The sequence below is a fragment of the Aeribacillus sp. FSL K6-8394 genome (assembly GCF_038008865.1).
GTDB lineage: Bacteria > Bacillota > Bacilli > Bacillales > Aeribacillaceae > Aeribacillus > Aeribacillus composti.
Genome location: NZ_JBBPAA010000001.1, coordinates 37013 through 62263, shown reverse-complemented (window position 1 = coordinate 62263; position 25251 = coordinate 37013). Strand labels below are relative to the sequence as shown.

The following is a 25251-nucleotide window of genomic DNA, read 5'->3' as shown; positions in this document are numbered from 1 at the left end:
TTTTTCTTTATAAGCCTCGCGAATCACTCGCTGGCTTATCCCCGATTCATTTGAAAGAGCCTTTATTCCTTCCATGCTAACTGAAAAATAAATTTACATGTTTGAAATCATTGCGTTACCTACATCATTTTGCCTGGATTGCGCCACGATCAAACAGTTCGTCAACGTATTCAAAAAGTTAGGTCAGTTAATTTTTCATTCATGATCTTCTTGAACTATTCTCTTACAACATGAACCGTACCAGGCCAAATTCGGATCTTATTGTAAGCTTCTCTCCCTGCTTGATTACTAGACATTAGAAAATTTTTTGAAAACGTTCATCATTTTCATAAAAATCTTTTTTCTACCGATGAATCATTCAGTTTCTACAAAATGTTTATATATCTCTCCCCTCCCGCTCCCCTTGCAGATCATTTTTGAATTTCATTATAAAAAACATTATAACATGCTGAACATGTTTGTCCTTCTTTATTATAAAAGCAAGGGGGTGTCTAATAAGTCGTTTTTACGGCTTATGGACGCCCCCATGAATGTGTTAGAAACGTTGATATATCGGTGTTTATGATTTTTTGTTTTCAATGGCGATTTGACTTTCTAAGACAGCCTCATTTTCCCTAAATTCATCAAATGATATTAATCCGGTACTTTTCAAACCAAATGTGAATTTGCCAAAGATAGGCTAACAGCTGCGGCCCCGTCATCAACTGTCCGTACCATGGGCGTTGAAAAGATGCACCGTCTGTCTCTACTAATTTATTTAATGCATTCCCATCGAAAAGCTCGTGCAATATGGAGTCTTTCATGGCCAATACGTTTTCAAGCTGTTCTTTTACAAGCTTCGTATATTTCGGATGATGTGTTTTCGGATACGGGCTTTTTTTCCTGTAGACAACCTCCTTCGGCAAAAGATCTTCTAAGCTTTTCCGTAATAGGCCTTTTTCCCGATCGCCATATCGTTTCCATTCCCACGGAATATTCCAGACGTATTCGACAAGCCGGTGATCTGCAAACGGAACGCGCACTTCAAGCGATGCCCCCATGCTCATGCGATCCTTTCGGTCAAGCAATGTTGTCATAAACCATATCATATTTAAGTAAAAAAGCTCCCGCCTTTTTCTTTCCGTTTCAGGTTCTCCATCTAAAACAGGTGTTTCTTCAATCGTTTTTTCATATTGCCTTAAAGCATATTCTTTTATATTCAGCTTTTTTTGCCAATCGTTCCGGAGCAGCTTGATCCGCTCATCTAATGAACGAATCCACGGAAATCCTTCTCTTGCCAATTCCTCATGACGATAAAACCACGGATATCCGCCGAAAATTTCGTCCGCACATTCTCCCGACAAGCTCACGACAAAGTCCTTATTAATTTGCCGGCAAAACCAAAGAAGTGAAGAATCGACGTCCGCCATCCCCGGAAGATCACGGACTTCAACTGCTTCCTGCAAATATGAGACAAGCTCTTCCTGTGTCATGATACATTCGTGATGAATGGTTTGAAAAGATTCCTTCATTAAATGAATCCAGTAGGCATCAGCATTCGGCTGAAACTCGCTTTGTTGAAAATACTCAGAATTCCCTTCGTAATCAATTGAATAAGTATGAAGATGCCCCTTTCCTTCCTTTTCAAATGTCCTGGCGGCAATCGCTGTAATGGCGCTCGAATCCAATCCTCCCGATAAAAACGTGCATAGCGGAACATCGCTGACAAGCTGTCTTGTGACGGCATCTATTAGTAATTCACGCACTTTTTCGACCGTTTCTTCAAAAGAATCCTCATGCGGATGGCTTTTAACGTTCCAATACCTCCATATTTTTAAGCCATCTCGATTAAAACTTAGGGCATGGGCGGGTCTAAGCTCTTCGATTCCTTTAAAAACGCCTGAACCTGGAGATCTCGACGGCCCCAGCGCCATAATTTCTTGCAGCCCTTCCTGATCGAGCAAAGCATCGACTTCAGGGTTGGCTAAAAGGGCTTTTATTTCAGAAGCGAACAGAAAATTACCGTTGTTTTCATAAAAAAAGAGCGGTTTAACGCCAAGACGGTCGCGTGCTATAAATAATTTTTCATCTGCTGAATCCCAAACGGCAAAAGCATAAATTCCGTTTAAATGGTGCACACATTCTTCTTTCCACTCCATGTATGAAGCTAAAAGAACTTCCGTATCTGAGTGGCCGCGAAACGTATAGCCTTTTTTCAATAATTCTTTGCGAATATCTTCCGTATTGTATAGCTCGCCGTTATAACAAATCGTGTAGGAATTATCTTCTTTTTGTTTTGTCATCGGCTGTCGACCGCATTCCGGGTCAATGACAACAAGTCTTTTATGCCCGAACAATACGTGCTTCTTTCCCCAAATATTTGTATCATCAGGCCCTCTTTTGCTTAACGTATCAATCATGTCTTCCATTATTTCAGTATTTTGGAAAAGTGATTGTTGAAAATTTACCCAGCCAGCAATTCCACACATATGCTTATCACCCCATTATCTATAACATGAAAGATGTAGCTATTGTATGCAAAAAAAGTTCAATGTTACCTGCCCATTTGTATAAAAAGAAAGCATTTTGTCTAAAACAATCAATAAAAAGTATTGAGGTGCTCATATTGTTTTCGGACGTAAAAAATGAACTTCTCCATAAACAAAAAAGGAGTTTTCGGACCGCAACCGTTGAAATGCTTCAAGCAGAACCGATTTTGATCGATGATGAAGATGATGAACAGATTTCTCTTGATGATTTAAACGATCAGCACATTGAACTTTTGAAAAACGGCCGATGGGTTGATGTTGGACATAATAAGGAAGAATACTTGCGGTCAGGCGGAAAAATTCGAATCAAGAAGACATTCCCCTATGCATTTCATTCTTTTTTAAATGAATTGGATGATGAAAGCTTTATAATGTTTGTACACCATTTAAATGCTTTATCCTTTTCCGTTTATGACATCATTTACTGCCACAATCAATTGTTGTATCACCATGGAAACAAACCGATGAAAGGCGCTTCTGTTTTTATATTTGATAATACGGATTCTCTTTGTGCAGTTCAGCATTTTTTCCATCGGGGAGACAAACAAAAAGACCTGTTTGAATTCACTGTAAGCACAGGGGAACGAAGCTTTGTCAGCTCTATTTCATAACTGCAATTCAAGGAAAAAAGGATTTAGTTAAAAAGTACTTTTAAGACAGTCTGAGTAATGAAAGCTTTGCAATTGATAGGGGGAGTGCAGATGTTTTTGGCATTTGAAAATGGATGAAAAGAGAAACTTGAGATTTAATAATTTATTTCACACATCTTATCGCTTGACATAAAGCCTCTGCGGGCATGCTTCTGGCAAAAGGGACAAGTTGCAGAGTTTTTCCAGGCATACAAGCCTTTCCTACCCGCTGCTCCATGTAAAGTTGAGAGAAATAGTATACGAGCTTCATTGCCAGTAACAGACTAGCATCAAACGAAATACAGTAGAAGGAGTTTATAGTTGGTGTGTCTCTATTACAATTTAAGATTTTCATTTATAATGGTTTTAAATTAATTACGATGCTATCAGATTCAAAAAATAAACATTTATTAATTTCTAATATATCACCTTTTTTAGGAACGATTTTATAATTTTTCTTATCTTCGAAATCGTACGTATTAAGAACTTCCCTATTATGATAAGATTTGAACAAATGGTTTTTCTTTCTCTGTTTTTCCGGCATAACTTAATATATATTCTCCCTCGGGTAACTGTAATCCTATTTTATAAAATCCTGAATGATGAATTTCATATTGTCCTGCTTTACTCATCTTTATTGTTTCAAAGTTTGCAGGAGAAAGTCTCACTTTTCCTTTTCCTTCTACCCCAATATGTTCTCCATTAGTCAACTCAACACCTAATATTTTATCTTTTGCGGATAATTCTTTTTGCATAAATTTAATTTTCCCATTTATTACTTCTATATCATAAATCCCTTGATTCATATCTTCTCCTACAATATATTCTCCGCTTTTTAAAGTCATTTCCTTTGGTTCTACTTCTTTATAGCGATTTATGAAATCAGTAATATAAGGATAAGCGATAATGAACGAACATATCACTACTATAAAAATGAAAATAGTAAATTTAAATTTATTCATAAACTAAGTTCCCCTCATTCATCTTCAAACTAAAATCACATAAGGGTTCAATATCCTCTTTAAGATGGCTAGCAATTATTATAATCGCTCCTCTTTTCTTTTCTTCTAAAAGCAGGTCTTGGATTAATTCTACTCCTTTATCATCAAGCGCATTGGTAGGTTCATCCAAAAGGAGAATATCAGGCTTTTCAAATATCGCCTGTGCAATATTAAGTCTTTGCTTCATTCCTAAAGAATATTTTTTTACTTTTAGCTTAGAAAATGGATCTAGTCCGACTCTTTTTATAGCTTCTTCAATATCATGTTTTGTGGCAACTTTTTTTATTTTTGATAAAATAAAAAGATTTGTGTACGCATCATACTGTGGCAATAACTCCATATTTTCTATAATGATCCCAACGCTTTGGGGGAAGGATATATCTTTATGTAATACTTGATTATTAATTATAACCTCACCTTCAGTAGGAATAACTAATCCAGCTAAAGTACGAAGTAACATGGTTTTACCGGATCCGTTTTTACCAAAGAGTCCGTAAATCTGTCCCGGTTTAAAAGTATAAGAAACATTTTTTAACATATAGGCCATATAATTGGCTCTTCACCACAAAATGTACTTGACAATCAGGTTGTTTTCTGATCAAGGGTACAAAAAATGCGAAATTTCCTGTATGGTAAAGGTGACCAAACCATCAACCATGGAGGAAATTTCGCATGCAATCTCAGTTTATCAAAGATTTGATCACTTTACCAGGCTTTCTTATTCATGGAGAACGAAAAGAGGGAGAACGATGGATTTTTGAACTTTCCCTCCCTCCTCATTGTCCGATCTGCCCGACTTGCTTCGGACGGACAACCAAAATATCATCGAAACGAAAACAATGGATTCATGGCTATACCAATACGGTCGGTTTATTTTGGATTGAACTTCCCATAGAAAGACGGCGTTGCCAAGCCTGTTTTCTGACGTTCACCGTTTCTTATCCGGGACTTCCGTCTCACAGTATCGCGACGGAATCGTTTCAACATTGGGTCGCCCAGTTATGCATCGGAAAAACGATTCAAGAAGTCGCTCGCTTGTTACAACTCGCCTATACGACAGTAGAACGCTGGTTTTATCAATATGCCCCGGCTCTTTTACCAACATCGAATCCTACAGTAGTATGTGTGGATGAATTCGCTTTCCGAAAGGGACATGATTACGGAGTAGCGGTGATGGACACACAGACTCGGAATGTCCTTTCCATTGCTTCTGGAAAAAATGAAGAAGCCATTGTGGAGGCGCTTCAACCCGTCGCCTCCAAAGTGAAGTATGTTGTCAGCGACTTGGCTCCTGCCATGAGAAAAGCCATTGAAAAGGTATGTCCAAAAGCCATCCATGTTCTTGACCACTTCCATGTGATTCAGTTATTCACCGATGCACTGGAACGTTGTCGCAAATACCTTGCCAAAGGCGGAACCAAACATGGAAGCGTTCGCCGCGTGTGCCGATTGTTAAGCCAACGTCCAGAAAAATTAACAGAAGAAGAGAGACAGGAAGTTCGACAATGGTGCCAAGAAAGTGCTTATTTACGTGATGTCTATCAAGCACTTCAACATTTCCGTTACGTATCCAAAAGCCAAACAAGAAAGCAAGCCGAAACTCGTTTGACCCAATGGTTTGACCGGTACCTTTTTAGCGACTGTGCCGCCGTACGCAGTATTGCCAAGGCACTCATCACCCGAAGAGACGCAGTGCTTTCTTGCATCGTTTTTTCTTACTCAAATGGTCCAATGGAAGGAATCAACAACAAAATAAAATTGATCAAAAGGCGAGGATATGGGTATCGAAATATCCAGCGTTTTACTTTGCGTGTCCGTCTAGAGACCTCTATCACATTTTAACGTAAAAATCAAGTACATCTTTTGGTGATGAACCATATAATTCTAATAATTATAGGATTTGGATGTTTTTTTAAGGCTGGTTTTTCTTGTCAAAGACAAGAAAGAAAAATAATAGGGGGGTGTCTAATAAGTCGTTTTTACGGCTTATTGACGCCCCCATTAATGTTTTAGAAACGTTGATATATATCGGTGTTTATGATTTTTTGTTTTCAATGGCGATTTGACTTTCTAAGACATCCCCTGCGAAATACGCTCCTATATTTTTGCATCAACATTATTTTTAAAAAGTAAGAGGCAGTCTAAATCCAAGCAAAATGACGAGAATCAGCACAATCCAAAAGCCGATCCAAATGCCTTTGGACGATTCGTTTCTCTTCTTTTTGCCCAAAACCATTTCCATAAGCCCGATCAAAACGATGGCAAGGAAAATTTTAGCGACATATTCCCCTACATAGTTGGCCATGCTGAACACATTATAGCGGAAAATTAATTCAAGTCCAGTTGCCAACACGATTAAATAAAAGATTCGCACAGCCATATGCAAACCTTTTGAAGGTTTGGCAAACGCAATGAAAAACAAAATCAGCAAAATGACCCATGATGTAATATGCAAATGTGTCATAAATGCCCTCCCCCATCTATACTTGCAAGTCCACATTCATCATATCAAATGATCATCCAAAAACATAGCAATTACTATGATAAATAAAATGATTTCACTAAATTGACAAAAACGCACTAAAACGAAAGATTAAAGGGGCTCACTCTTGCCCGTCCTTTCGCTATTAAATTTCCTTGACTTTATTTCTCAACGTGCCAATTCCTTCTACCGTAATTTCGACAGTGTCGCCAGGCTTTAATAATTTCGGCGGATTGAAGCCTTTTCCGACTCCTGCAGGTGTACCTGTTGCAATGATATCTCCCGGTTCAAGAGTCATGCCTTGAGAAATGATGGAAATGATCCGTTTAATCGGGAAAATCATTTGATTTGTATTGGCTTGCTGCCGAATTTCGCCATTAACTTTCGTCTCGATAGACAGATGCTGTGGATTCGAAACAGCCGATTTATGTACAATATACGGTCCCATCGGGCATGATGTATCCAAGCTTTTTCCTAAAAAATATTGTTTGTGGCGAGCTTGCAAATCTCTTGCTGTGACATCATTGATGATCGTATATCCAAAAACGTAGTCATAGGCTTCTTCTTCGCGAATTTGTTTTCCTTTTTTCCCAATGACAACTGCAAGTTCCCCTTCATAATCAAGTTCGTCGGTTAAATAAAGATGAGGATCAATTTCTCCTTCATGAGCAATAACGGAAGTTGAAGGTTTGGAAAACAGAATCAAATCGGAAGGAATATCACTTTCGCTTCCCATTTCCGCAACATGGTCACGGTAGTTTTTACCGACGCACATAATGTTTTTCTTCGGTCGTGGAATCGGTGCTTGGAGTTTAACAGCTGACAGCGGATAGACATATGTCTCCCTTTCTTTTTCCTTCGCAACCCATTCCTGTAATGCTTCAATATGGCGGACAAATTTTTCACCCATTTCAATGCACGCTTGCAGCGATGCAGGCGATATTTCCGATTCATAAAGCTTCAGTTCCGCTTTTTGAATATCAATAACCGAATCTTCGTTAAAAATTAGTCCGATAAACGTTCTGTCGTGAATATTTGCAGTGACAAGCTTCATGTTCTACCCCCAATTAAGATAAAGTTTTTTCGCATTATTTGCAGTTGTGCGCACAATATCTTCACGCGGCCTCTTTTTAATATTCGCCAATTTGCAGCAAATTTCCTTTAAAAATAACGGGGTTGTGTCAACATTTTTAAACGCACCCCCATACCGCCAAGGGCCGTCCGTCTCAATAAGCAGCTGATCCATCGGAACTTGTTCAGCAAGCTGCTGATCGCGCAGGCGGTAGCAAACTTCCGGAGTCACAGAAATATAATAGTGTTGTTTACAAATTTCCTTCACTACAGATGATGCCGCTTTAAGCCAATGAAAATGCGCTTTTTTCACTTGATGTTTTTGCAAAAGATGTAAAACTTTTTCCGCATCTTCATGAACTGCATGCAAGGCAACTGGCAGTGAATGTTCAACGCTGATTTTCAAAAATTCCTTCAAGACATCTATATAAGTTTGTTCCGAATACTTTGCAAATAATCGCTCTTTTTCATAATACGGCAAACCAATTTCCCCGACAGCTGAAATCGCCCTCTCTGTTCGAATCAGCGATAGAAGCTCTTCAAGCTCCCGTTCTTCAAGAATCTCCTGTTCAGGGTGAAAGCCGGCAGCTGCTATAATAAAATCTTCATGTTTCTGCTTCAATTCAAGCGTTTTATAGGCGGATGTTAAATCGGTTGAAACGGCCACAACATGAGTAATGCCCGCTTCCTGCCACTTTTTGATTTGCTCATCAATAGTTTTTGGATCGTATTGATCCAAATGAATATGAGAATCGATCATTCTTCATGACTCCCATCGGGCGGAATAAAGCCTTGCCTAGAAATGAACAGCTGATCTTTCGCAAACACATGTAAAAATAAGTCTTTCACATATTCGATGTTTTCAGGCGAAAACCATTCTTCTTCTCCAATTTGTGAAAAAAGCTTTGACAAACCGAGCGCCTGCGATCGTTTTCCGCCGCTTCCATCTCCTAAAAAGAAATCATCTAAACAGACTCGTTTCGTCGCATTCCGTAATAGATTCGTAAAATTAGGAGAAAAAGGCAGTACAGGAGAAACTGCCGCCTGTGACGGAATGTTCTCTTCATTTAGTTTTTTAAGCGCATTGATCCTAGCTTGAATCGGCGGCGCCTTTGGAGAAAAAATTTTGCGCACATCATCTCTGTCCGTTTCAATGGTAATGCTGACAAGCACCCGATCCCCCAATTTTTGAAAGATATCAATATCTCTAGTGACAAGCGGGCTTCTCGTCTGGACAAATAAAAAGTCCGGAGGCATTTCTGCTATCACTTCAAGGAGCCTTCTTGTTCGTAATTCCTTCGCTTCCAGCGGCTGGTAAGGGTCTGTTGAGGATGACATGAAAATCGTCACTTTCCCTTTCTTCTTGGCCCGCTTCAATTCGCCTAAAAATTGGTTTGGCTTTTCATCCTTTATTTCAACCCATGTTCCCCACTCTTTTTTCTTAAACAATGCGACTGGAAGCTTTTGTACATAACAATAATGGCAGCCGTATGAACAGCCGACATACGGATTTAAACTGTACGAATACCCTTGCAAATAGCCGTTTGTTTTCGTTAAAAACGAGTTTGGATTTTTACGGGTAATTTCCATTCATTACATCCTTTCCCGCAGCGAAAAGATTATCTCATTCAATGAAAAAAATTTTGAAAAGAAAAACGGCCTCAAGGTTCACAGACAGCCCGCTTGCAAACCGGCCATTACCGCTTCCGTGAAGATAAGGACAACTGTTCTCCACAAAAACAAATGGAGGGATAAACACCTCCATTTGTAAAAGGACAACTATTTGCGCTTGTCAATCGTTATCGCATGGATCTTTCTTTTGAACATTCCGTTTCAGGGTCATTATAACTTATAAAGCATGAAATGACCACTTTCTTGCTTCGTTAATCTGAAAGAACAGCATCTTGCACATTTATTTTCTCGTTTATCAATCCTGCCTCTAAAAAAGTATCTGCAAGCTTCTGTTGGGCATCCCCCACCACTTCAGGTGTGATGTCAAATACTCCATATTCTCTTCTTTCCAAAGTTTGCTTCCATACATCTTTCGAAATGCCAGTTTTCTGTGAAAAGTTTTCGGCAGCCCCTTGTTTGTCTGCTTGAATCTCTTTGTGAACCTTCTCTAGTTCACTGATCACTAAATTTCGAAGTTCACGATTTTCTTGAAGATAATCGCGTCTTCCTACAATAAATCCATATTGACGCGGGAGACCTTTTGCATCGGCAATGATTCTAGCACCTCCACTTTCTTCTGCGTCCGCAAGATATGGATCCCAAATCACCCATGCATCCACATTGCCGCGTTCAAAAGCTCCTCTAGCATCTGAAGGCTGTAAATAGACAGGAGTAATATCATTCAAAGTCAGCCCTACACTCTCTAAAGCAGTAAGGAGCAAATAATGTGCGCTTGATCCTTTACCAAAAGCAACCTTCTTCCCTTTTAAATCTTCTATCTTTTGAATAGGTGAATCTTTTGGAACAACAATCGCCCGATATACTTCCGGTTCATAGGCAAGATAGGCTAATTCAGAATCTGAAACGGCTCCTGCAAGTACAGCAGGTGCTCCGCCTACATATCCTACATCAATTTTTCCTGCATTCAACGCCTCTAATAATGGCGGTCCTGATTGAAATTCATGCCATGTGACTTTAACTCCTTTTTCAGCCAAAATTTTTTCTAAGCTGCCTTTTTCCTTTAAGAAAAGCAAAATAGATGATTTTTGATAGCCAATTCTAAGTTCGTCTGGTAATGTCTCCTCTTCCGCTTTGACATTTGATTTTTCCGCATTGGAGGTCTCATTTGCCTCCTCCTTGCTGCCGCAGCCTGAAATCCAAAGCACTAAAAGGAAAATCAAAAGCTTTTACGAGCAAGTAATGGACGTTTGAGCCTTTGTTGAGCGCAACCTTTTTACCTTTTAAATCCTGAACAGTGCGGATGGGTGAATCTTTTGGAACAAGAATAGCTTCTGAAAGAGGGCTTTCTGGCTCATGACCAATATAAACTAAATCAGTGCCTGCCGCTTGTGCAAAGATCGGCGGCGCTTCGCCAGTATGCCCGATATCAATGCTGCCGACATTTAATCCTTCCAAAAGCTGCGGACCTGCCGGAAATTGAATCCATTCGACAGAATATCCGTGACTTTTTAACGCTTTATCCAGCGTTCCTTGTTTCTTTAAGATGTTTAATGTCCCGTATTTTTGATATCCGATTCTAACTACCTTTTCCTCTTTATCTTTTGTTTCTTGAGATTCACCGACGCTTTTCACATTCTTTTCTTCTCCTGAGCAGCCGGATATAACAGCAAACAAACTAACAATCATGATTAAAAGCAAGGCAAGCAAAGATTTTTAATTTTTTCTCCTCATTTTGCTACCCCCTTTGTCCTTATAAAAACTATTAGTCAAATTTATTTACATTCTTTTTGAAATGCAGGCTTTTCAAGTGATAATGATCTTGGCGACATTATTTATTCATTCTACGGATGGAGAATCTGAAAAAAACTTTATTTTTTCCAAGTCAGCATAAAGAATCTCATCATTTTTCACGTTCAGTTGATTCGCCTGTTCAACACTCAAGTCCACTTCGATCAGATCATTCGTTTTCAATCTTTCCAATTCCAAACGGACAATCGGACCATAAGATTGGATGCGGCGAACCTTTACTTGAATTGATTTTTGATTATCATTATGTCGAGTTATTCGCACTTCATGAGGACGAATATACCCGATCATTTTTTTCGTTTGAATGTTTTCATCAGGTGCAGCAAATAATGCTTCTCCGATATGTAGGCGACCATCGTTCACTTCAGCATGAAAAACATTAACACGCCCTAGAAACTGATACACGAATTTCGTTTTTGGATGTTGATATACTTCATCCGGTGTTCCGACTTGCTCAATTTGTCCATTATTTAAGATTACCACTTGATCAGCAACCTCTAAGGCCTCTTCTTGGTCATGCGTAACAAAAACAGTTGTTACATGTAATTGTTCATGCAACTGCCGCAGCCATCTCCGCAATTCTTGACGCACTTTTGCATCAAGAGCTCCAAACGGCTCATCAAGCAGAAGCACGTTCGGCTCCACTGCTAACGCTCTAGCTAATGCAACTCTCTGCCTCTGTCCGCCTGATAATTGAGCCGGGTAACGGCGATCAAGACCATTTAATTGGACTAAATGAAGCAATTCATTTACTTTTCGTTGGACGTCTTGTTTGGACGGTCTGTCTTTTCGCGGACGCACTTTAAGTCCGAATGCAATATTCTCAAAAACGTTCATATGATGAAATAAAGCGTAATGTTGAAAAACAAAACCGACATTTCTTTCACGGACCGTTTTTGTCGTATAATCATGGTCGCCAAAATAGATGCCTCCGCTATCAGGCATTTCCAATCCGGCAATCATCCGCAGCAACGTAGTTTTCCCTGAACCGGATGGACCTAACAAAGCGGTAATCTTCCCTGACGGTATTGTTAAATTTACTTCTTTTAATGCTTGAAATGAGCCATAATTTTTAGAAATTTGCTTCACATTGATATCCATGATGCACACTCCTTACCCTTTTCCATCAACTACACCCTTCCATTCAAGCACCCCTTTAACAATTAATGTAACGATCGCCAACATAGCTAAAAGGGAAGCGACTGCGAATGCAGCAGTAAATTGGTACTCATTATATAAAATTTCTACATGGAGCGGGATCGTATTTGTCATTCCTCGTATATGCCCTGACACAACAGAAACGGCTCCAAATTCACCCATTGCTCTCGCATTGCACAGGATGACGCCGTATAAAATTCCCCATTTGACGTTTGGAAGCGTCACGAATAAAAATGTTTTCCATCCGCTGGCACCTAAAGATAAAGCGGCTTCTTCCTGTTCACTCCCCTTTGCCTGCATGACCGGTATTAACTCGCGGGCTACAAACGGAAAAGTTACAAATAAAGTAGCCAAAATTATGCCTGGGACAGCAAAGATTATTTTCAATCCGAGCGAATCTAAAACCGGCGCTAACAAACCTTGTGCACCAAACAATAAAACAAAGCTTAAACCAGCGATAACGGGCGATACAGAAAACGGCAAATCAATAAGCGTGATGAGCCAGGTTTTCCCGGGAAACTGAAACTTTGTGATACACCATGCAGCAGCAATACCAAAAATAAAATTTAATGGCACTACTATTGCTGCGGTCAAAAGTGTAAGACGGATCGCTGATTGAGCATCCGGTTCTGTAACCGAAGCAAAATAAACTTCTAAACCGTTTTTCAAAGCTTCTGTAAAAACAGTAATTAGCGGGATAATGAGAAAAAAACCAACAAATAATAGAGCCGTTCCCGTCAATATAAAACGAATCCACGCAGATTCTGTATGAACACCGACAAGAGGCTGTTTCTTCGTTTTAGTACCCATTTGAGGCATAACATCTCCTTAGTGACTTAATGAATAAAATATTTTCGACTCGTTCTCCATTGCAAATAATTTATAAGAAAAAGCAGGAAAAAAGAGATAATCAATACAATAGCGGCAATCGCTGTTGCCCCCTCATAATCGTACTGTTCCAATTTGGTGACGATCAAAAGAGGGGCGATCTCCGTTTTCATTGGCATATTGCCGGAAATGAAAACGACTGATCCGTATTCGCCTAACGCCCGCGCAAATGCGAGCGAAAACCCGGTGAACATCGCAGGAACAAGTGATGGCAAAATCACTTTCCAAAACGTTTGCCAACGGTTTGCACCTAAAACAGCTGCCGCTTCTTCGTACTGCTGATCTAAATCATGCAAAATGGGCTGGATAGACCGCACAACAAACGGCAATCCGATAAACGTTAAAGCAATTACGACACCGAGCGGGGTATAAACAGCCTCAATACCGAAGCGGTCCAAATACTGTCCAATAACGCCTGTCGGGGCATAAACAGCTGTTAAAGAAATTCCCGCTACTGCAGTTGGGAGAGCAAACGGCAAATCGATTAATCCGTCGATAATTCTTTTCCCTGGAAAATCATATTTCACTAACACCCAAGTAAGCAAAAGACCAAAAACTAAATTGATGGCAGCGGCAATAAATGAAGAAACAAAAGATAAACGAAGCGAGGCTGCCACCCTGTCAGTTGTGACGATTTGCCAAAATTGCTCCCAGCTGAGTGTTGAGGCTTTTAAAAAGATAACGGACAAGGGGATCAACACTATTAAACTAAGATAAGTTAGCGTAAAGCCCATCGTGAGTCCCCAACCTGGAATAACCCCTTTTCTGTGCTGTTGTTTTGTTTTGGCCACTTCCAATCCTCCATTCATCGGAACAAATCATTATTTCGGCTGATAAATTTGATCGAAAATACCGCCGTCGTCAAAATGTTTTTTCTGAGCCTCTCTCCAGCCCCCAAACAGTTCGTCAACTGTAAAGAGTTCCAATTGCGAGAATGTATCTTTATATTTTTCAGCGACTTTTGGCAATGTTGGACGATAATAATGCTTCGCTGCCAATTCCTGTCCTTCTTCCGTGTACAAATATTTCAAATACTCTTCAGCTACTTCGCGCGTTCCTTTCTTATCAACCACCTTGTCTACAACAGCAACAGGAGGTTCTGCTAAAATGCTTATAGAAGGTACAACAATCTCAAATTGATCCTTTCCTAATTCATTGATGGCTAGAAAAGCTTCATTTTCCCAAGCAAGAAGAACATCACCGATTTTTCTTTCGACAAATGTTGTTGTAGCACCCCTTGCCCCGGAATCTAATACTGGAACATTTTTATATATTTTCGCAACAAATTCTTTTGCCTTCTCTTCATCGCCGCCATATTTTTTCAATGCGTATCCCCATGCAGCTAAATAATTCCAGCGCGCTCCACCCGATGTTTTTGGATTGGGGGTTATAATCGAAACATCAGATCTGACAAGATCGTCCCAATCTTTAATACCTTTCGGATTTCCTTTGCGTACTAGAAACACAATAGTGGACGTGTAAGGAGAACTGTTTTTATCCAATCTTTGTTGCCAATTTTTTTCGATCAATCCAGTATCTGAAATGGCGTCAATATCATAAGCCAGCGCTAACGTTACAACATCTGCCTCCAAACCATCGATAACAGACCGCGCCTGCTTGCCAGAACCGCCATGTGATTGCTTTATCGTAACCTCTTGACCAGTTTTTTCTTTCCAATAGCTTGCAAAAGCTTTATTAAAGTCTTGGTAAAGCTCACGTGTAGGGTCATAAGAAACGTTTAATAACTCGACTGCCTTTTTATCTCCCTCTGAGCTGGAGCTGGCACTTTCATTTTTTGAACCACAAGCACTTAAAACAAGAGCTACACTTGTAATAACAGATAATAGAAAAAATAGTCCTTTTGACTTGCGTTTATTTGTAATATTCATAAAATTCATCTCCCTTTCCGCTATGTTTCGGTGGCGGTGTTATAAATAAAAAAACTTCCTCGATCCGGGAATATTGAAAAGACATAGGGAGTCTTCGGTGGACCGATCGACGACCTCTTTATGATATTGTTTTATATGTTCACTTAGCCCCTTTGTTATGGCTATCCTTTCGTTCTAAAGGATAACGGAATTTTTCCAATTTTTCGATTTGTGTAATTCTTGAGTCATGTACAATAATTTGCACAGATCCGTATTCCAAATCTTCTAGTGAACGTATAATTCTTTCAATCCACTCCTGATCAATTTTCGTTTTTAACAAAGCTCTCCCCTCCAATTCCCGTTGTAATTCTTTTATTCAATAAATCATCTAAAGTTGTTTGTTCAAGAACGCGGGCAATTGTGTCACGTACAACCGTCCAAAGCGGCTTTAATAAACACTTATCTTCCAATGGACACGGCACATAAGCCGTCGTACTGGCACACCCCATTGGAGATAAAGGACCTTCAATTTGCCGGATAACCTCCCCTATGTTAATGTCAGTCGGCGATAAACGGAGCATATAGCCTCCTTGTATACCCCTTTTACTGTGCACATACCCCAATTTTCTTAATTGGAGCAAGATTTGTTCCAAGTATTTGACCGTAACTAGCGTTTGTTTGGCGATTTCATTGATCGGACAGACTTTTCCCTGTTGCTGACCAAGTACAAGCAAAGCACGTAATGCATATTCACCTCTGCTTGAAACCTTCACCAAATGCCCCCTTCCCCTGAAAGTTTACTAGATTAATCTCGACTAAAACGGTAGGGATTTTCACGACAAAAACTTTTTGATAGTTTAAGAAAATAATATTGAGTTACATTTTAATCGTATTAATCCTATATGTCAAGTAAGAATAATAATTTTTTTGTACTTTTTTCCATTATTTTTCCTTGATAAATGAAAAACAATTTGAAAACAAGAAAAGTCACCATGCTCTTCGGGCAAAAATTTTTTCGGATGCGATTATTTTATGAAATTTTTGTGTAAATGTGCTAAAAGCACCACGAATTTTGCATAGTTATTTTGTGAAATATTGAGGTATACAAAAATGCGACTCTAAACGTTTATCACAGTTTTCAAGACATAACATACACTTAATATAGCTAAACAACTTTTAAGGTAAAGGAATGGAAAACGATGCCTGCAATTGTTGGTGCTATGAAGGTAAATAGCGTCGGGACGGCCAGTGTCGTTCATGTCGGAGACGTCGTAAACATTTCACCATACAGTGAAGTGAAAACATTCGCAGGGGCTGGTTCCTTCAATACAGGCGACGGTCTTTACGTATTTAACCAAAACAGCATTACGAATACGTTTGACAGTGATCTCGTTGATCAGCCGCAAGTGTTAAATGCTTAGAGGGTGGTTATATGAATTTTTATATTCAACAATCGATTCACATACAATTTATACGTATCGGAACGATCGCCAATTCATCCGTATTTCAAATCGGCAGCGCCGGAATCATAAAACCGTTGTCGAATTTATACAACACAGGACAATTTACTGAACCGGCTCCCGCTCCATCCGGCCAGGGAAACGGAGTCATTGTGCCTCTCCGTCCACCAAGCATTTCATAGCGATTCACCTTTCATTTAGAAAAGAATATAAATATGGTAACGAATGCTGATAAAGGTGGGGAGAACATCATGAATTACACTGTGCAATCATTATTGCAATATATCCTAAAATTGGAACAATATCTCCATTCCCAAAGCAAAAGAATCGACCATCTGGAAAAAGGGTTTCTTTACCTTGAAGAACAAATGGAAGAGATCAAAAACAAACCTTATACAAATATTGAAAAAGTTGAGTACAAATTTGACCAATTGAAAATCGAAACGCTCGAAGGAGTCTTGAATATCGGTTTAAATCCTGCCGATCAGGAGGCAATTGAACAATTTTCCGTAAAAAATGAAGAACTAAACGTCGATGATGTTCATCGCGAATTAAAACAGCAAATATTCGAACAATGCGTTGAAAGCATTCATAGTTATTTACAAGAAGAATGTCCGAAAAAGATTGAAGACTTTGCTAAAAACTATGAATATGAATTAGATGAAACATATAAAGCTATCATCATAGAAGACATTAGTAAACAACTTGAAGGAAGGATTACTTATTATCTACAAAGACTCCGTCTCCATGAGCAAACAGATATAAAAGAAAAAATACAATGGATTGAAGAAAAGGTAAAAAAAGATATTGATCAGTCGATCGATCATTTTTTTAAACATTTCCCCAATAAAAAGAAAGGCGACGAATTTTCATGAATTTTACCGTCATCAATAACGGCTTGCATGTGGGCATGGTGAGAATCATAGGGGTTTCAAGTTCATCAGTTTTTTTAATAGGGGATGCGGATAAAATCTTTCTTTCTTCCATTTTTGATACGCCACCTGAATCATTAATCATCGGTCCATTTGTTCCTTTGTCATTAGACTAATGTATTTGTTAAAAAGATTTGCGAACATAAGAGTGGCGTATATACACTCAGTAAACATCTGTTCCGTATTCCAAATCGGTGACGCGAAAAAAATTACCCCCTCAGCTTTCGCAGTCCAAAATCTTGTTTAAATGCTTGATGTAAATGGTTTTGGGAAGTACAAAATTATCATTTGACATTTTTTAAAACATAAAGAAAGACACCTATTCTTTTGGTAAAATATTGGTGACGAAACCAAATCCAAAAGAAAGGTGTCACCACTATGATAACGAATAAAGACTACTTTGCGCAATTACCAAAAGAAATTAAACAAGGATTTTCCGAATTAAATATTGGATATCATTTAAGAAAAGCGAATATTACGAAACTTTCCGGGTATTCTTGTCTTACTGTTTTCAAACTGATTTTTCTTTTAGTCTTCCAATATAAGAACTGGTTTCGTGCTTTTATGAGTAAACGATCTCAGGATCTGCCCGGAAAGGATACAGTCTATCGCTTTTTAAATACACCAACCTATCATTGGAGAAAGTTTCTGCTTTCATTAAGCAGTGAAATGATCCGTCTGCTTCAACCATTAACTTCAAAAGATCGTGTCACAGCTTTTGTGATTGATGATTCTGTCTTTTCAAGAAACCGTAGTAAGTCGGTTGAACTGTTGGCTAAGGTTTTTGATCACTCTACCCATCAGTACTTGAAAGGGTTTCAAATGCTTACCCTTGGCTGGACCGATAGTTTTACTTTTATTCCCGTTGATTTTGCTCTTCTAAGTTCACCGAAAAAGGAAAATCGCCTGCAAGAAATCAATACCAATATTGATAAACGAACATCTGGCTATAAGCGTCGCCAGGAAGCTCTGAAATCAAAACCGGACGTGGCTTCAGCTTTACTTGATCATGCGCTTGAAAAAGGGATTGTAGCTGACTATGTTCTCATGGATTCCTGGTTTACACAAGCGCCTTTAATTGAGAAGATTACGAACAAAGGGTTATTTGTCATTGGCATGGTGAAGCAATTAAAGCAGCGATACGTTTACAATGGTGAACGTTTCACACTGAATCAACTTTACAAATTGGCAAAACCTCACATGGGTAAAAAAGACATTCTCGGATCCGTTTATGCTACTTTAGACAATGGAATTCCAGTAAAAATTCTATTTGTACGAAACCGTAATAAACGGAGCGAATGGCTTGCCATTCTCAGCACAGATACAACATTAGAAAATGAAGAGATCATTCGTATTTACGGCATGCGTTGGGACATTGAAGTCTTCTTCAAATGCAATAAATCCCTTTTAAATTTAGAGAAAGAATTCCAGGGACGTTCCTACGACATGTTAATTAGCCATACAACCATTGTTTTTACACGATATATTCTCATTGCTTGGCAAATGCGAAAAGAGGAGGATCCTAAGACGATTGGCAACCTTTTTTACATCCTTTGCGAAGATGTAAAAGACATAGATTTTATTACTGCCCTTCAATCACTTATTGACCTTTTCCAAACTTTGGCGGAAGCCGAGGTTTCTTTGAACATGGACATCTTTAAAAATCAAATGAATAAATGGTTGGCCACTATACCTAATTATATCAAGCAATGCTTAAATATTTCTGTGTGCGAAAGTTGAGTTACCCCTAAAACGAATGTTCTGGCAGTTCAGCGGGACTATGAAAAATTTAATACAAAGGAAGGGTCGTTTCGCTCCTATCAGCTTTTCCGCGAATCCATTCCTCAGCCTTCCTTTGACGAACAATTTTCCAGCGCATATTCAAACAATTCTCCGAACATATATGTCGATCACGTAAAAATTTTGGGCATCTCATCTTCAAGCATCGTGAACTTTGGATCAGCCGAAGAAATATGCGCGGAAGCACGAATAAAACATATTCGACAATTGTCTAAAAACGTTGATGGCGACGAAAAACAACGGTAATTTCAACAGGACAAAACATATTGATCCCTGAACAATAGATTTTCTCTACGCATGTGATTTATGAGACAACAAGGAAAAGGATGTTCCTCATGCCAGCGATTGTCGGACCGATAAAAATTAATTCCGTTTCAGGAGGAGTTGTGAATTTCGGAGATTCCTTTTATTTATCTCCAAAATCAGCATCAAAATCCATCAGCGGCTCTGGTAGTAGCTGCACAGGCGATTTTCATATTAATAACAACGGTCTCAGCATAACAAACGGAATCGATCCGGACGTAAATGATCAAAACCAGACGGCAAATGCATAGCCGCCTGGTTCGTTAAAAAGACTTAGTGAAAAATAACGATTGGAATTATGTTATGATTCAGAAACACTATTTGCGAGCAGGACATTCAATTTGTTGTCCTGCTCAATAAAAAAAGCGCATTGTTTTGCATTTCAGATCAAAAGACTCTTTTTAGGAATGTGGATGTCCTCATGATGCACAAATAGAGTGAAACTATGAATCGGTTCAAAGAAGCTGAAAACCTGCATTAGTTTTTTCATGGACTGTTATACAGTTAGAAAGCATTCGCACTCACAACATTAACATACAATACAGTTAATTTCGTAAAGTGATTTTCATCCCGTTGTAAAAGAGAAATTTTATATTTTATAAGACTCGCCTTTTCATAGTCTTATTTTTTTGACGGAAAACTTTTACTCAACCTATTTCAAAACGGGGTAAATTGCAGATGGTACCGTTCTCCTGTTTTTAAGCTTATTTGGAAATGCTGAAACGATTTGTGCATGATGCAGCATGCGTCACCATCGAACCTGCTTTTTTCGCTTATGTGGAGAATGCTGAAACAGCACATCTTGTCAAAACGATGAAAAACGGTTAACAAGTACGGATGAGCACAGCAATCAAAACATACTAAGATTAGTAGGGATTGTCTTAGAAAGTCAAAATCCATTGAAAACGAAACATCATAAACATTTGATATATCAACATTTCTAAAAGATTAACGGGGCGTCTATAAGCCGGAAAATCGACTTATTAGACAGCCCCGTCATGTTGAGCGGTTAAGATCCTTTAGAGAATGTAATACTTGCTGTTAACTGGTAACGGCATACTAGGTCAGAAATATCCTTGCTTCATGTAATTAAATCGTTTCGATTCGCACGGTCGTTCCATTTCCGGAAGGTTCAGCTGGCTCAATGATCAGCCGCTTAGGCAATCGTTCCCTTAGCTCCTGCACGTGACTGATTACGCCAACGGATAAATTTTGCGATTGCAGTTTTTCCAAAGCCGATACAACCGTATCGAGAAGCTCTGCATCAAGCGTTCCAAACCCTTCATCAAGGAAAAAAAACTGAAGCGGATATTTTCCGCGAAGCTGAATTTGGGTGGACAACGACAAAGCTAAGGCTAAAGAAGTTAAAAATGTTTCTCCGCCAGATAATGTCGAAACAGGACGTTTTACTCCGCCATTTGCATCGTCGCGCATGATAAAACCTCCTTCTGAATCGACTTCAATCGCATATCTTTGTCTTGTCAATTCCCCAAGCCGCTGTGAAGCATCAAAGCTTATTTGTTGAAGCTGTTCCTCAGCCATGTATTCGACAAAACTATTCCCTTTCAGGACGGCTTGAAGTTTTTCTAACCGATTAAGAAGAAGCTGCAACTCTTCTTTCTCTTTTTCTATTTCCACATATCGTTCATGTTTTTCCTTTAACAGCTGCAAATGCTTTGCCGCCGCACCTCTTTGTTCCATTGCTTCGTTTACTTGCTTTCTAGCTTCTTCTAAGCATTTTTTCGTTTCTTCCCATGTTTCCTGCTTAAGAACAGCTCCGCCTAATTTTTCTTCCAGACGTTCAATTGCAGATGCTACATGCTCCATTTCTTTTTTATATTGATCTAGACTCGTTTGCATAGCCAGTTTTTCTTCTTCCTGCAAAACGGAATTTCTCACTTCATGCACATTTGCAAAAGGAGTCTGCTGTTTTCGGTCGTTCCAATTTTTTTCCGCTTTTTCAAGCTTGCTTATACAGCTTGTCAATTGCTGTTTGGCGGTATGGAGCTGACTTTCAGCTTTTTGATATTCATTTGCCGTTTTTTGGAAAATATCATAAGCTGCTTGTTCATCCCTTTTTAGCTGTTCAAGGGCAAGATCGATCCTCTTAAGTTCTGTTAAAAGGTTTTCCTTTGCAGCTCTTTGCGCTGTGAGCCTTTTCTGTTTATCGGCTATCAGTTCTGCCTGCCTGTCCATTTCTCCTTTTTTGGCAGCTAATTGAGTGGAAAGATTGAGTATTTCTTCCCTTAACCGCTCGATTTCCTGTTCTTTTTCTTGAATAAAGCTGACGCTTTTTTCAATTCGTTCGTGCAGCTGTTCAACGAGCGAGTCTTTTTTACTAATTTCCTTTACATACATCTCGATTTGATCCATATCGAGATCAGCAAACTCTAAATCCCACTTTCTTTTTTCTTCTTCCAGCTGCTCTATTACATTTTGCAATTGTAGCATGATTTCGGATAAGTCTTTTTCCCCAGCATCCAGCAACGGTCCTATTTGTGCTGTAATATGGTTGACTTCACGAATGTCTGCTATTGTTTTTCTTATTGCGTCTTTTATTTCTAAGTAATCTTGGTTCAAAGCTTTCCATTCGATTTTAAATTTGTCATATGCCAAAAGATCATGAGGCTTATCGTCCATCGTAATGATCGGCTCTTCGTTAGCCGACGCTATTTCTTTCACTCCGGCAAGGAATGACTGTTCCGCTTGTAAATCTTCAGACAGCTCCTGCAGCTTTTGCTTCAGCGAGGAATACAGCTGTTCGGTTTGATCACATTCTTTGAAAATTCGTTCTAGCTGCTGCGTTGTTTCTTCTAATTTTTTTAAACGTTCAATCGAAAAATGTCTGTTCGGGGCCGGATGATGTGTGGAGCCGCAGACAGGGCAAGGCTCCCCCTCCGTCAACTGCTCGGAAATCAAAGCTGCCGCCTGATTTGTTCTTTCTTCTTCAAGCTGACTTTTTGCAGCCTGTAAATCGTCCTTTACTTTTTCTTTAAAAAATTCATGTTCCCGCATTTGGCTGCATAAACGATCATAAACTTTTTGTAATTGATTGAAATTACCTGCCAGGCGTTCGTTTAATTCACTCTTTTTGCGGGCGGACTCGTCAGCCTTTTCCCGCCATTCGTTAAGCTGGTCTTCTTTCTTTTGCTTTTTGCTTTTTAATTCATATTCGTCTTTCATAAGCTGCATCATTTTCAGCTTCTGTTGATATGCTTTTTGGATTTTTTCCCGGAATTCTCTTGAAACTGTTTCTTCTTTCGCCTGCTGTTTTAAAGCCTGCTGCTTCTCTAACGCCCTATTTAATAATTCGCTCGTCTTTCTCTCTGTATGCTGTTTTTCATGCAGCCTCGTTTTCAATGCTTCATAGTCTTCTTTCAGCTTTACAAACGATGCTTCATCCTCTTTGATTTCTGCATCCAATGAGATAAGCTGTTTCAATAGTTCACGTTTTGTTAAAAGCTCCGGCTCTTCAACAGCTTTTTTGGCACGAATCGCTTCAAAAGCTTCCTTTTTTTCTTTATAAAGGCTTGCTAGCTTTTTCTCTTCCTGCTGCCAATGCTCTGTTTCTTTTTCAAAACGGTCCTTTTCCGCTAAATGCTCGAGCACTGCTTCCGCATATGGTTTCAGCATCTCCGCTTGCTCCGCTTTTTTCAGCTTTTCTTCGATTTCTTGAAACCGCTCCTTTTCTTGCTCAAGCTCCTGTCGTTTTTTCTCATAAGTCGTTTTTTCCGTCTGCAAATTCCAGATTGTCTGAATCCGCTCAAATTCCTTTGCTGCCTCGTCCAGCTGCTTTTCCCGTTCTTTCAGCACTGTATCACAGCGTATAAACGTTTTTTCAGCCTCTAAAACGGCTTCTTTCGAGGCATCGCCAAGACCTGCTTGTTCCGCTGACAATTCAGCGAATTGCTGTCTTGATTCCAAAAGACGTTTTTTCAGCTTTTTATTTAATTGGTCGCCGAATCGTTCCAAGTTGAACAATCGTTCAAACATTTTCCTTCTTTCCGAGCCTTTTAAAGACAGAAATTCAGCAAACTTCCCTTGCGGAAGGACAACAGCGCGGGTAAAATCTTCTATCGTCAGCCCTAAAAGCTCGTAAATCTTGTCATTTACATCATTTGTTTTATCTGCCAAAACGACCGTTTCTTCTCCTATTTCGAGAAGCCGGCACAGCCTTGTGTTGATCCTGACATTATCCACCCGCTTAAATGTTCGTTCAACCGTGTATCTTTTTTTTGATCGGCCATCTTCAAGCTCAAATGTAAAACTGACATATAATTGATCTTCCGCATGGTTCATTATCCCTTGCGTATTATTGGCCGCTCGCTCTACTTTTCCATAAAGCGCTAACGTAATGGCATCCAATATCGTTGATTTTCCGCTGCCAGTCGGACCAAATATTCCGAAGACACCGCCGTCGCATAGTGTTTCAAAATCGACCGTCTGCATCTTTCGATAGCTATTCAGTCCTGCTAAAGAAAGTTTTATCGGCTTCATGACTGTGCTCCTTCCTCTTTTAAGTCTTCAGAGAGCAATGTCATAAACAGTTCAATGAGCTCTGTCTCCGGCTCGGCGCCGCCAGTTTGTTTTTTGTAAAAACGTTTAAACATTTCATCAATCGGGAGATTTTCTCTTCTTTCTTGTTGGACCTTTTCGGCTTCTTTTTCAAAAATCGGCCGGATGTGAATAAAGCCGTCGTGCCATTTTCTCAACCGATGAATTTCTTCTAATGAAAGGCTGTCGGTCAAAAAAATTTCAAGATCAATCCATGCGTTTTTGTCTCTTCCTTCTTCAAGCCACTGGTGAACTTGAAGAAGACCGCCAGTTGCTTTCCATTTCACAAGCGGTTTTCCGCTCGACAAATAAATTTCGGAAACAACCGCGTTCTCGCCGGGTTTTGCATCGATCACTGTGACAGACTTCGTATAACCTGCCTCAGAAAAACTATAGGCAAGCGGCGATCCGGAATATCTTGCCGGCACATTGGACTTTTTAACATTTTGCGGCCGGTGAAGATGTCCCAATGCGACATATTGCGCTTTTTCCGGGAGGCTTGTGGCTCGAACTGTATACGCTCCGCCGACTTCAATCGGTCTCTCGGAATCTGTCGTGCTGCCTCCGGCTACATAAAGATGACTCATGGCAATATTCACCGTATGAGGTTCAAACTCTCTGCTCATCATTGCAAACAAGCCGCGAATTTTTTCATCGTAATGCTCTCTCAATAAGAGTTCATCATATTCGTTTGAAAGCAGTTCATTCAGCCTTGCTTCCGACGGATAAGCAAGCGCCGCCAGCTTCATTGTTTCATTTGTCCGCGGAACTTCAACCGTTAAAACATCGCCTCTCGGGTAGCCGATCAGCTCGATCGCCTGCTCCTTTGCCAGCGGAGCTGCTGCTTGCAATCGTTCCGGACTGTCATGATTTCCGGAAATGATGATCACACGTCTTTTTCCTCTATCAGAAAGTCTTGAAATACTTTCATAAAACAGCTTTTCTGCTCCTGCCGGAGGATTCACCGTATCAAAAACGTCTCCTGCCATCAAAATGACATCAATTTTCTCCTTTACAACAATTTCATACAGTTCATCAAGAAACTGTGCCTGCTCTTTTAGCCTGCTCCGACCTTCAAGCGTTTTTCCGAGATGCCAATCCGCCGTATGCAAGATTCTCAATTACCTCACCTCTAAAAT

Annotated in this window: 25 protein-coding genes and 1 pseudogene; 9 read left to right on the top strand and 17 right to left on the bottom strand. The window is 39.5% G+C overall.

Features of this window, described 5'->3' with window-relative positions; translation table 11 throughout:
* Positions 1 to 623: 623 nt before the first annotated feature.
* The gene (asnB, locus tag NSR00_RS00320; protein ID WP_340786100.1) at positions 624 to 2468 is read right to left on the bottom strand and encodes an asparagine synthase (glutamine-hydrolyzing); all 1845 of its coding nucleotides are present in this window, start codon (positions 2466 to 2468) and stop codon (positions 624 to 626) included.
* Positions 2469 to 2605: 137 nt separating this feature from the next.
* On the opposite strand from asnB, the gene NSR00_RS00315 reads away from it, so the two are divergent.
* Positions 2606 to 3139 carry a DUF2777 family protein gene (locus NSR00_RS00315; protein ID WP_340786098.1) on the top strand — a complete coding sequence of 178 codons (534 nt, stop codon included), beginning with the start codon at positions 2606 to 2608 and terminating at the stop codon, positions 3137 to 3139.
* Positions 3140 to 3651: 512 nt separating this feature from the next.
* On the opposite strand, the gene NSR00_RS00310 is transcribed toward NSR00_RS00315, so the two are convergent.
* Both NSR00_RS00310 and NSR00_RS00305 read right to left on the bottom strand, forming a co-directional pair.
* Positions 3652 to 4119, bottom strand: a complete 468-nt coding sequence (locus NSR00_RS00310) for a hypothetical protein (RefSeq protein WP_340786096.1) — start codon at positions 4117 to 4119, stop codon at positions 3652 to 3654.
* Complete coding sequence (locus NSR00_RS00305; protein ID WP_340789087.1) at positions 4112 to 4696, bottom strand: ABC transporter ATP-binding protein; 585 nt, start codon at positions 4694 to 4696, stop codon at positions 4112 to 4114. Before NSR00_RS00305 ends, NSR00_RS00310 begins: the two co-directional genes overlap by 8 nt.
* A 134-nt stretch (positions 4697 to 4830) precedes the next feature.
* Here NSR00_RS00305 and NSR00_RS00300 point away from each other — a divergent pair, with 134 nt between their 5' ends.
* Positions 4831 to 6000 carry an ISL3 family transposase gene (locus tag NSR00_RS00300; protein WP_021292746.1) on the top strand — a complete coding sequence of 390 codons (1170 nt, stop codon included), beginning with the start codon at positions 4831 to 4833 and terminating at the stop codon, positions 5998 to 6000.
* Positions 6001 to 6280: 280 nt separating this feature from the next.
* Here the strand turns inward: NSR00_RS00300 and NSR00_RS00295 are convergent, their stop codons facing one another.
* From NSR00_RS00295 to NSR00_RS00240, 12 genes and pseudogenes are all read right to left on the bottom strand, one after another.
* Positions 6281 to 6622: a YisL family protein gene (locus NSR00_RS00295; protein ID WP_063386645.1), complete on the bottom strand. Its 342-nt coding sequence runs from the start codon at positions 6620 to 6622 to the stop codon at positions 6281 to 6283.
* A gap of 163 nt (positions 6623 to 6785) precedes the next feature.
* A complete protein-coding gene (locus NSR00_RS00290) occupies positions 6786 to 7694 on the bottom strand; it encodes a fumarylacetoacetate hydrolase family protein (protein ID WP_063386644.1) in 909 nt (302 codons plus the stop codon).
* Between the two features lie 3 nt (positions 7695 to 7697).
* The gene (locus NSR00_RS00285; RefSeq protein ID WP_063386643.1) at positions 7698 to 8471 is read right to left on the bottom strand and encodes a TatD family hydrolase; all 774 of its coding nucleotides are present in this window, start codon (positions 8469 to 8471) and stop codon (positions 7698 to 7700) included.
* Positions 8468 to 9301, bottom strand: a complete 834-nt coding sequence (locus NSR00_RS00280) for an SPL family radical SAM protein (RefSeq protein WP_340786091.1) — start codon at positions 9299 to 9301, stop codon at positions 8468 to 8470. Before NSR00_RS00280 ends, NSR00_RS00285 begins: the two co-directional genes overlap by 4 nt.
* A gap of 293 nt (positions 9302 to 9594) precedes the next feature.
* The gene (locus NSR00_RS00275; protein WP_340786089.1) at positions 9595 to 10548 is read right to left on the bottom strand and encodes an aliphatic sulfonate ABC transporter substrate-binding protein; all 954 of its coding nucleotides are present in this window, start codon (positions 10546 to 10548) and stop codon (positions 9595 to 9597) included.
* A 10-nt stretch (positions 10549 to 10558) separates the two neighbouring features.
* Positions 10559 to 11029, bottom strand: a pseudogene (locus NSR00_RS00270) (ABC transporter substrate-binding protein); the annotation flags it as partial.
* Between the two features lie 150 nt (positions 11030 to 11179).
* Positions 11180 to 12250: a sulfate/molybdate ABC transporter ATP-binding protein gene (locus NSR00_RS00265; RefSeq protein WP_327863516.1), complete on the bottom strand. Its 1071-nt coding sequence runs from the start codon at positions 12248 to 12250 to the stop codon at positions 11180 to 11182.
* Between the two features lie 12 nt (positions 12251 to 12262).
* Complete coding sequence (gene cysW / locus NSR00_RS00260; protein ID WP_094246455.1) at positions 12263 to 13117, bottom strand: sulfate ABC transporter permease subunit CysW; 855 nt, start codon at positions 13115 to 13117, stop codon at positions 12263 to 12265.
* 26 nt (positions 13118 to 13143) lie between these two features.
* A complete protein-coding gene (cysT, locus tag NSR00_RS00255) occupies positions 13144 to 13986 on the bottom strand; it encodes a sulfate ABC transporter permease subunit CysT (RefSeq protein ID WP_261308785.1) in 843 nt (280 codons plus the stop codon).
* A 30-nt stretch (positions 13987 to 14016) separates the two neighbouring features.
* Positions 14017 to 15084, bottom strand: a complete 1068-nt coding sequence (locus NSR00_RS00250; RefSeq protein WP_340786082.1) for a sulfate ABC transporter substrate-binding protein — start codon at positions 15082 to 15084, stop codon at positions 14017 to 14019.
* Between the two features lie 139 nt (positions 15085 to 15223).
* A complete protein-coding gene (locus NSR00_RS00245; protein ID WP_094245314.1) occupies positions 15224 to 15403 on the bottom strand; it encodes a YezD family protein in 180 nt (59 codons plus the stop codon).
* Positions 15384 to 15836, bottom strand: coding sequence for an RrF2 family transcriptional regulator (locus NSR00_RS00240; RefSeq protein ID WP_063386634.1), 453 nt, complete (start codon positions 15834 to 15836; stop codon positions 15384 to 15386). The genes NSR00_RS00245 and NSR00_RS00240 overlap by 20 nt, the downstream gene beginning before the upstream one ends.
* A 426-nt stretch (positions 15837 to 16262) precedes the next feature.
* Here NSR00_RS00240 and NSR00_RS00235 point away from each other — a divergent pair, with 426 nt between their 5' ends.
* From NSR00_RS00235 to NSR00_RS00210, 7 genes are all read left to right on the top strand, one after another.
* Entirely contained in the window at positions 16263 to 16484 is a 222-nt protein-coding gene (locus NSR00_RS00235; protein ID WP_063386633.1) for a spore germination protein, read from the top strand.
* Between the two features lie 11 nt (positions 16485 to 16495).
* Complete coding sequence (locus NSR00_RS00230; protein ID WP_063386632.1) at positions 16496 to 16705, top strand: spore germination protein GerPB; 210 nt, start codon at positions 16496 to 16498, stop codon at positions 16703 to 16705.
* 69 nt (positions 16706 to 16774) lie between these two features.
* Positions 16775 to 17398, top strand: coding sequence for a spore germination protein GerPC (locus tag NSR00_RS00225; protein ID WP_340786077.1), 624 nt, complete (start codon positions 16775 to 16777; stop codon positions 17396 to 17398).
* Positions 17395 to 17571 carry a spore gernimation protein GerPD gene (locus NSR00_RS00220; protein ID WP_340786074.1) on the top strand — a complete coding sequence of 59 codons (177 nt, stop codon included), beginning with the start codon at positions 17395 to 17397 and terminating at the stop codon, positions 17569 to 17571. Before NSR00_RS00225 ends, NSR00_RS00220 begins: the two co-directional genes overlap by 4 nt.
* 262 nt (positions 17572 to 17833) lie before the next feature.
* Complete coding sequence (locus NSR00_RS00215; RefSeq protein ID WP_094245175.1) at positions 17834 to 19195, top strand: IS4 family transposase; 1362 nt, start codon at positions 17834 to 17836, stop codon at positions 19193 to 19195.
* A gap of 21 nt (positions 19196 to 19216) precedes the next feature.
* Complete coding sequence (locus tag NSR00_RS17960) at positions 19217 to 19501, top strand: spore germination protein GerPE (RefSeq protein ID WP_445659569.1); 285 nt, start codon at positions 19217 to 19219, stop codon at positions 19499 to 19501.
* A gap of 89 nt (positions 19502 to 19590) precedes the next feature.
* The gene (locus NSR00_RS00210; protein WP_063386628.1) at positions 19591 to 19809 is read left to right on the top strand and encodes a spore germination protein; all 219 of its coding nucleotides are present in this window, start codon (positions 19591 to 19593) and stop codon (positions 19807 to 19809) included.
* A gap of 838 nt (positions 19810 to 20647) precedes the next feature.
* Here the strand turns inward: NSR00_RS00210 and NSR00_RS00205 are convergent.
* Positions 20648 to 24055 carry an SMC family ATPase gene (locus NSR00_RS00205; RefSeq protein ID WP_340786071.1) on the bottom strand — a complete coding sequence of 1136 codons (3408 nt, stop codon included), beginning with the start codon at positions 24053 to 24055 and terminating at the stop codon, positions 20648 to 20650.
* Positions 24052 to 25233, bottom strand: coding sequence for an exonuclease SbcCD subunit D (locus NSR00_RS00200; protein WP_340786069.1), 1182 nt, complete (start codon positions 25231 to 25233; stop codon positions 24052 to 24054). Before NSR00_RS00200 ends, NSR00_RS00205 begins: the two co-directional genes overlap by 4 nt.
* Positions 25234 to 25251: the final 18 nt, after the last annotated feature.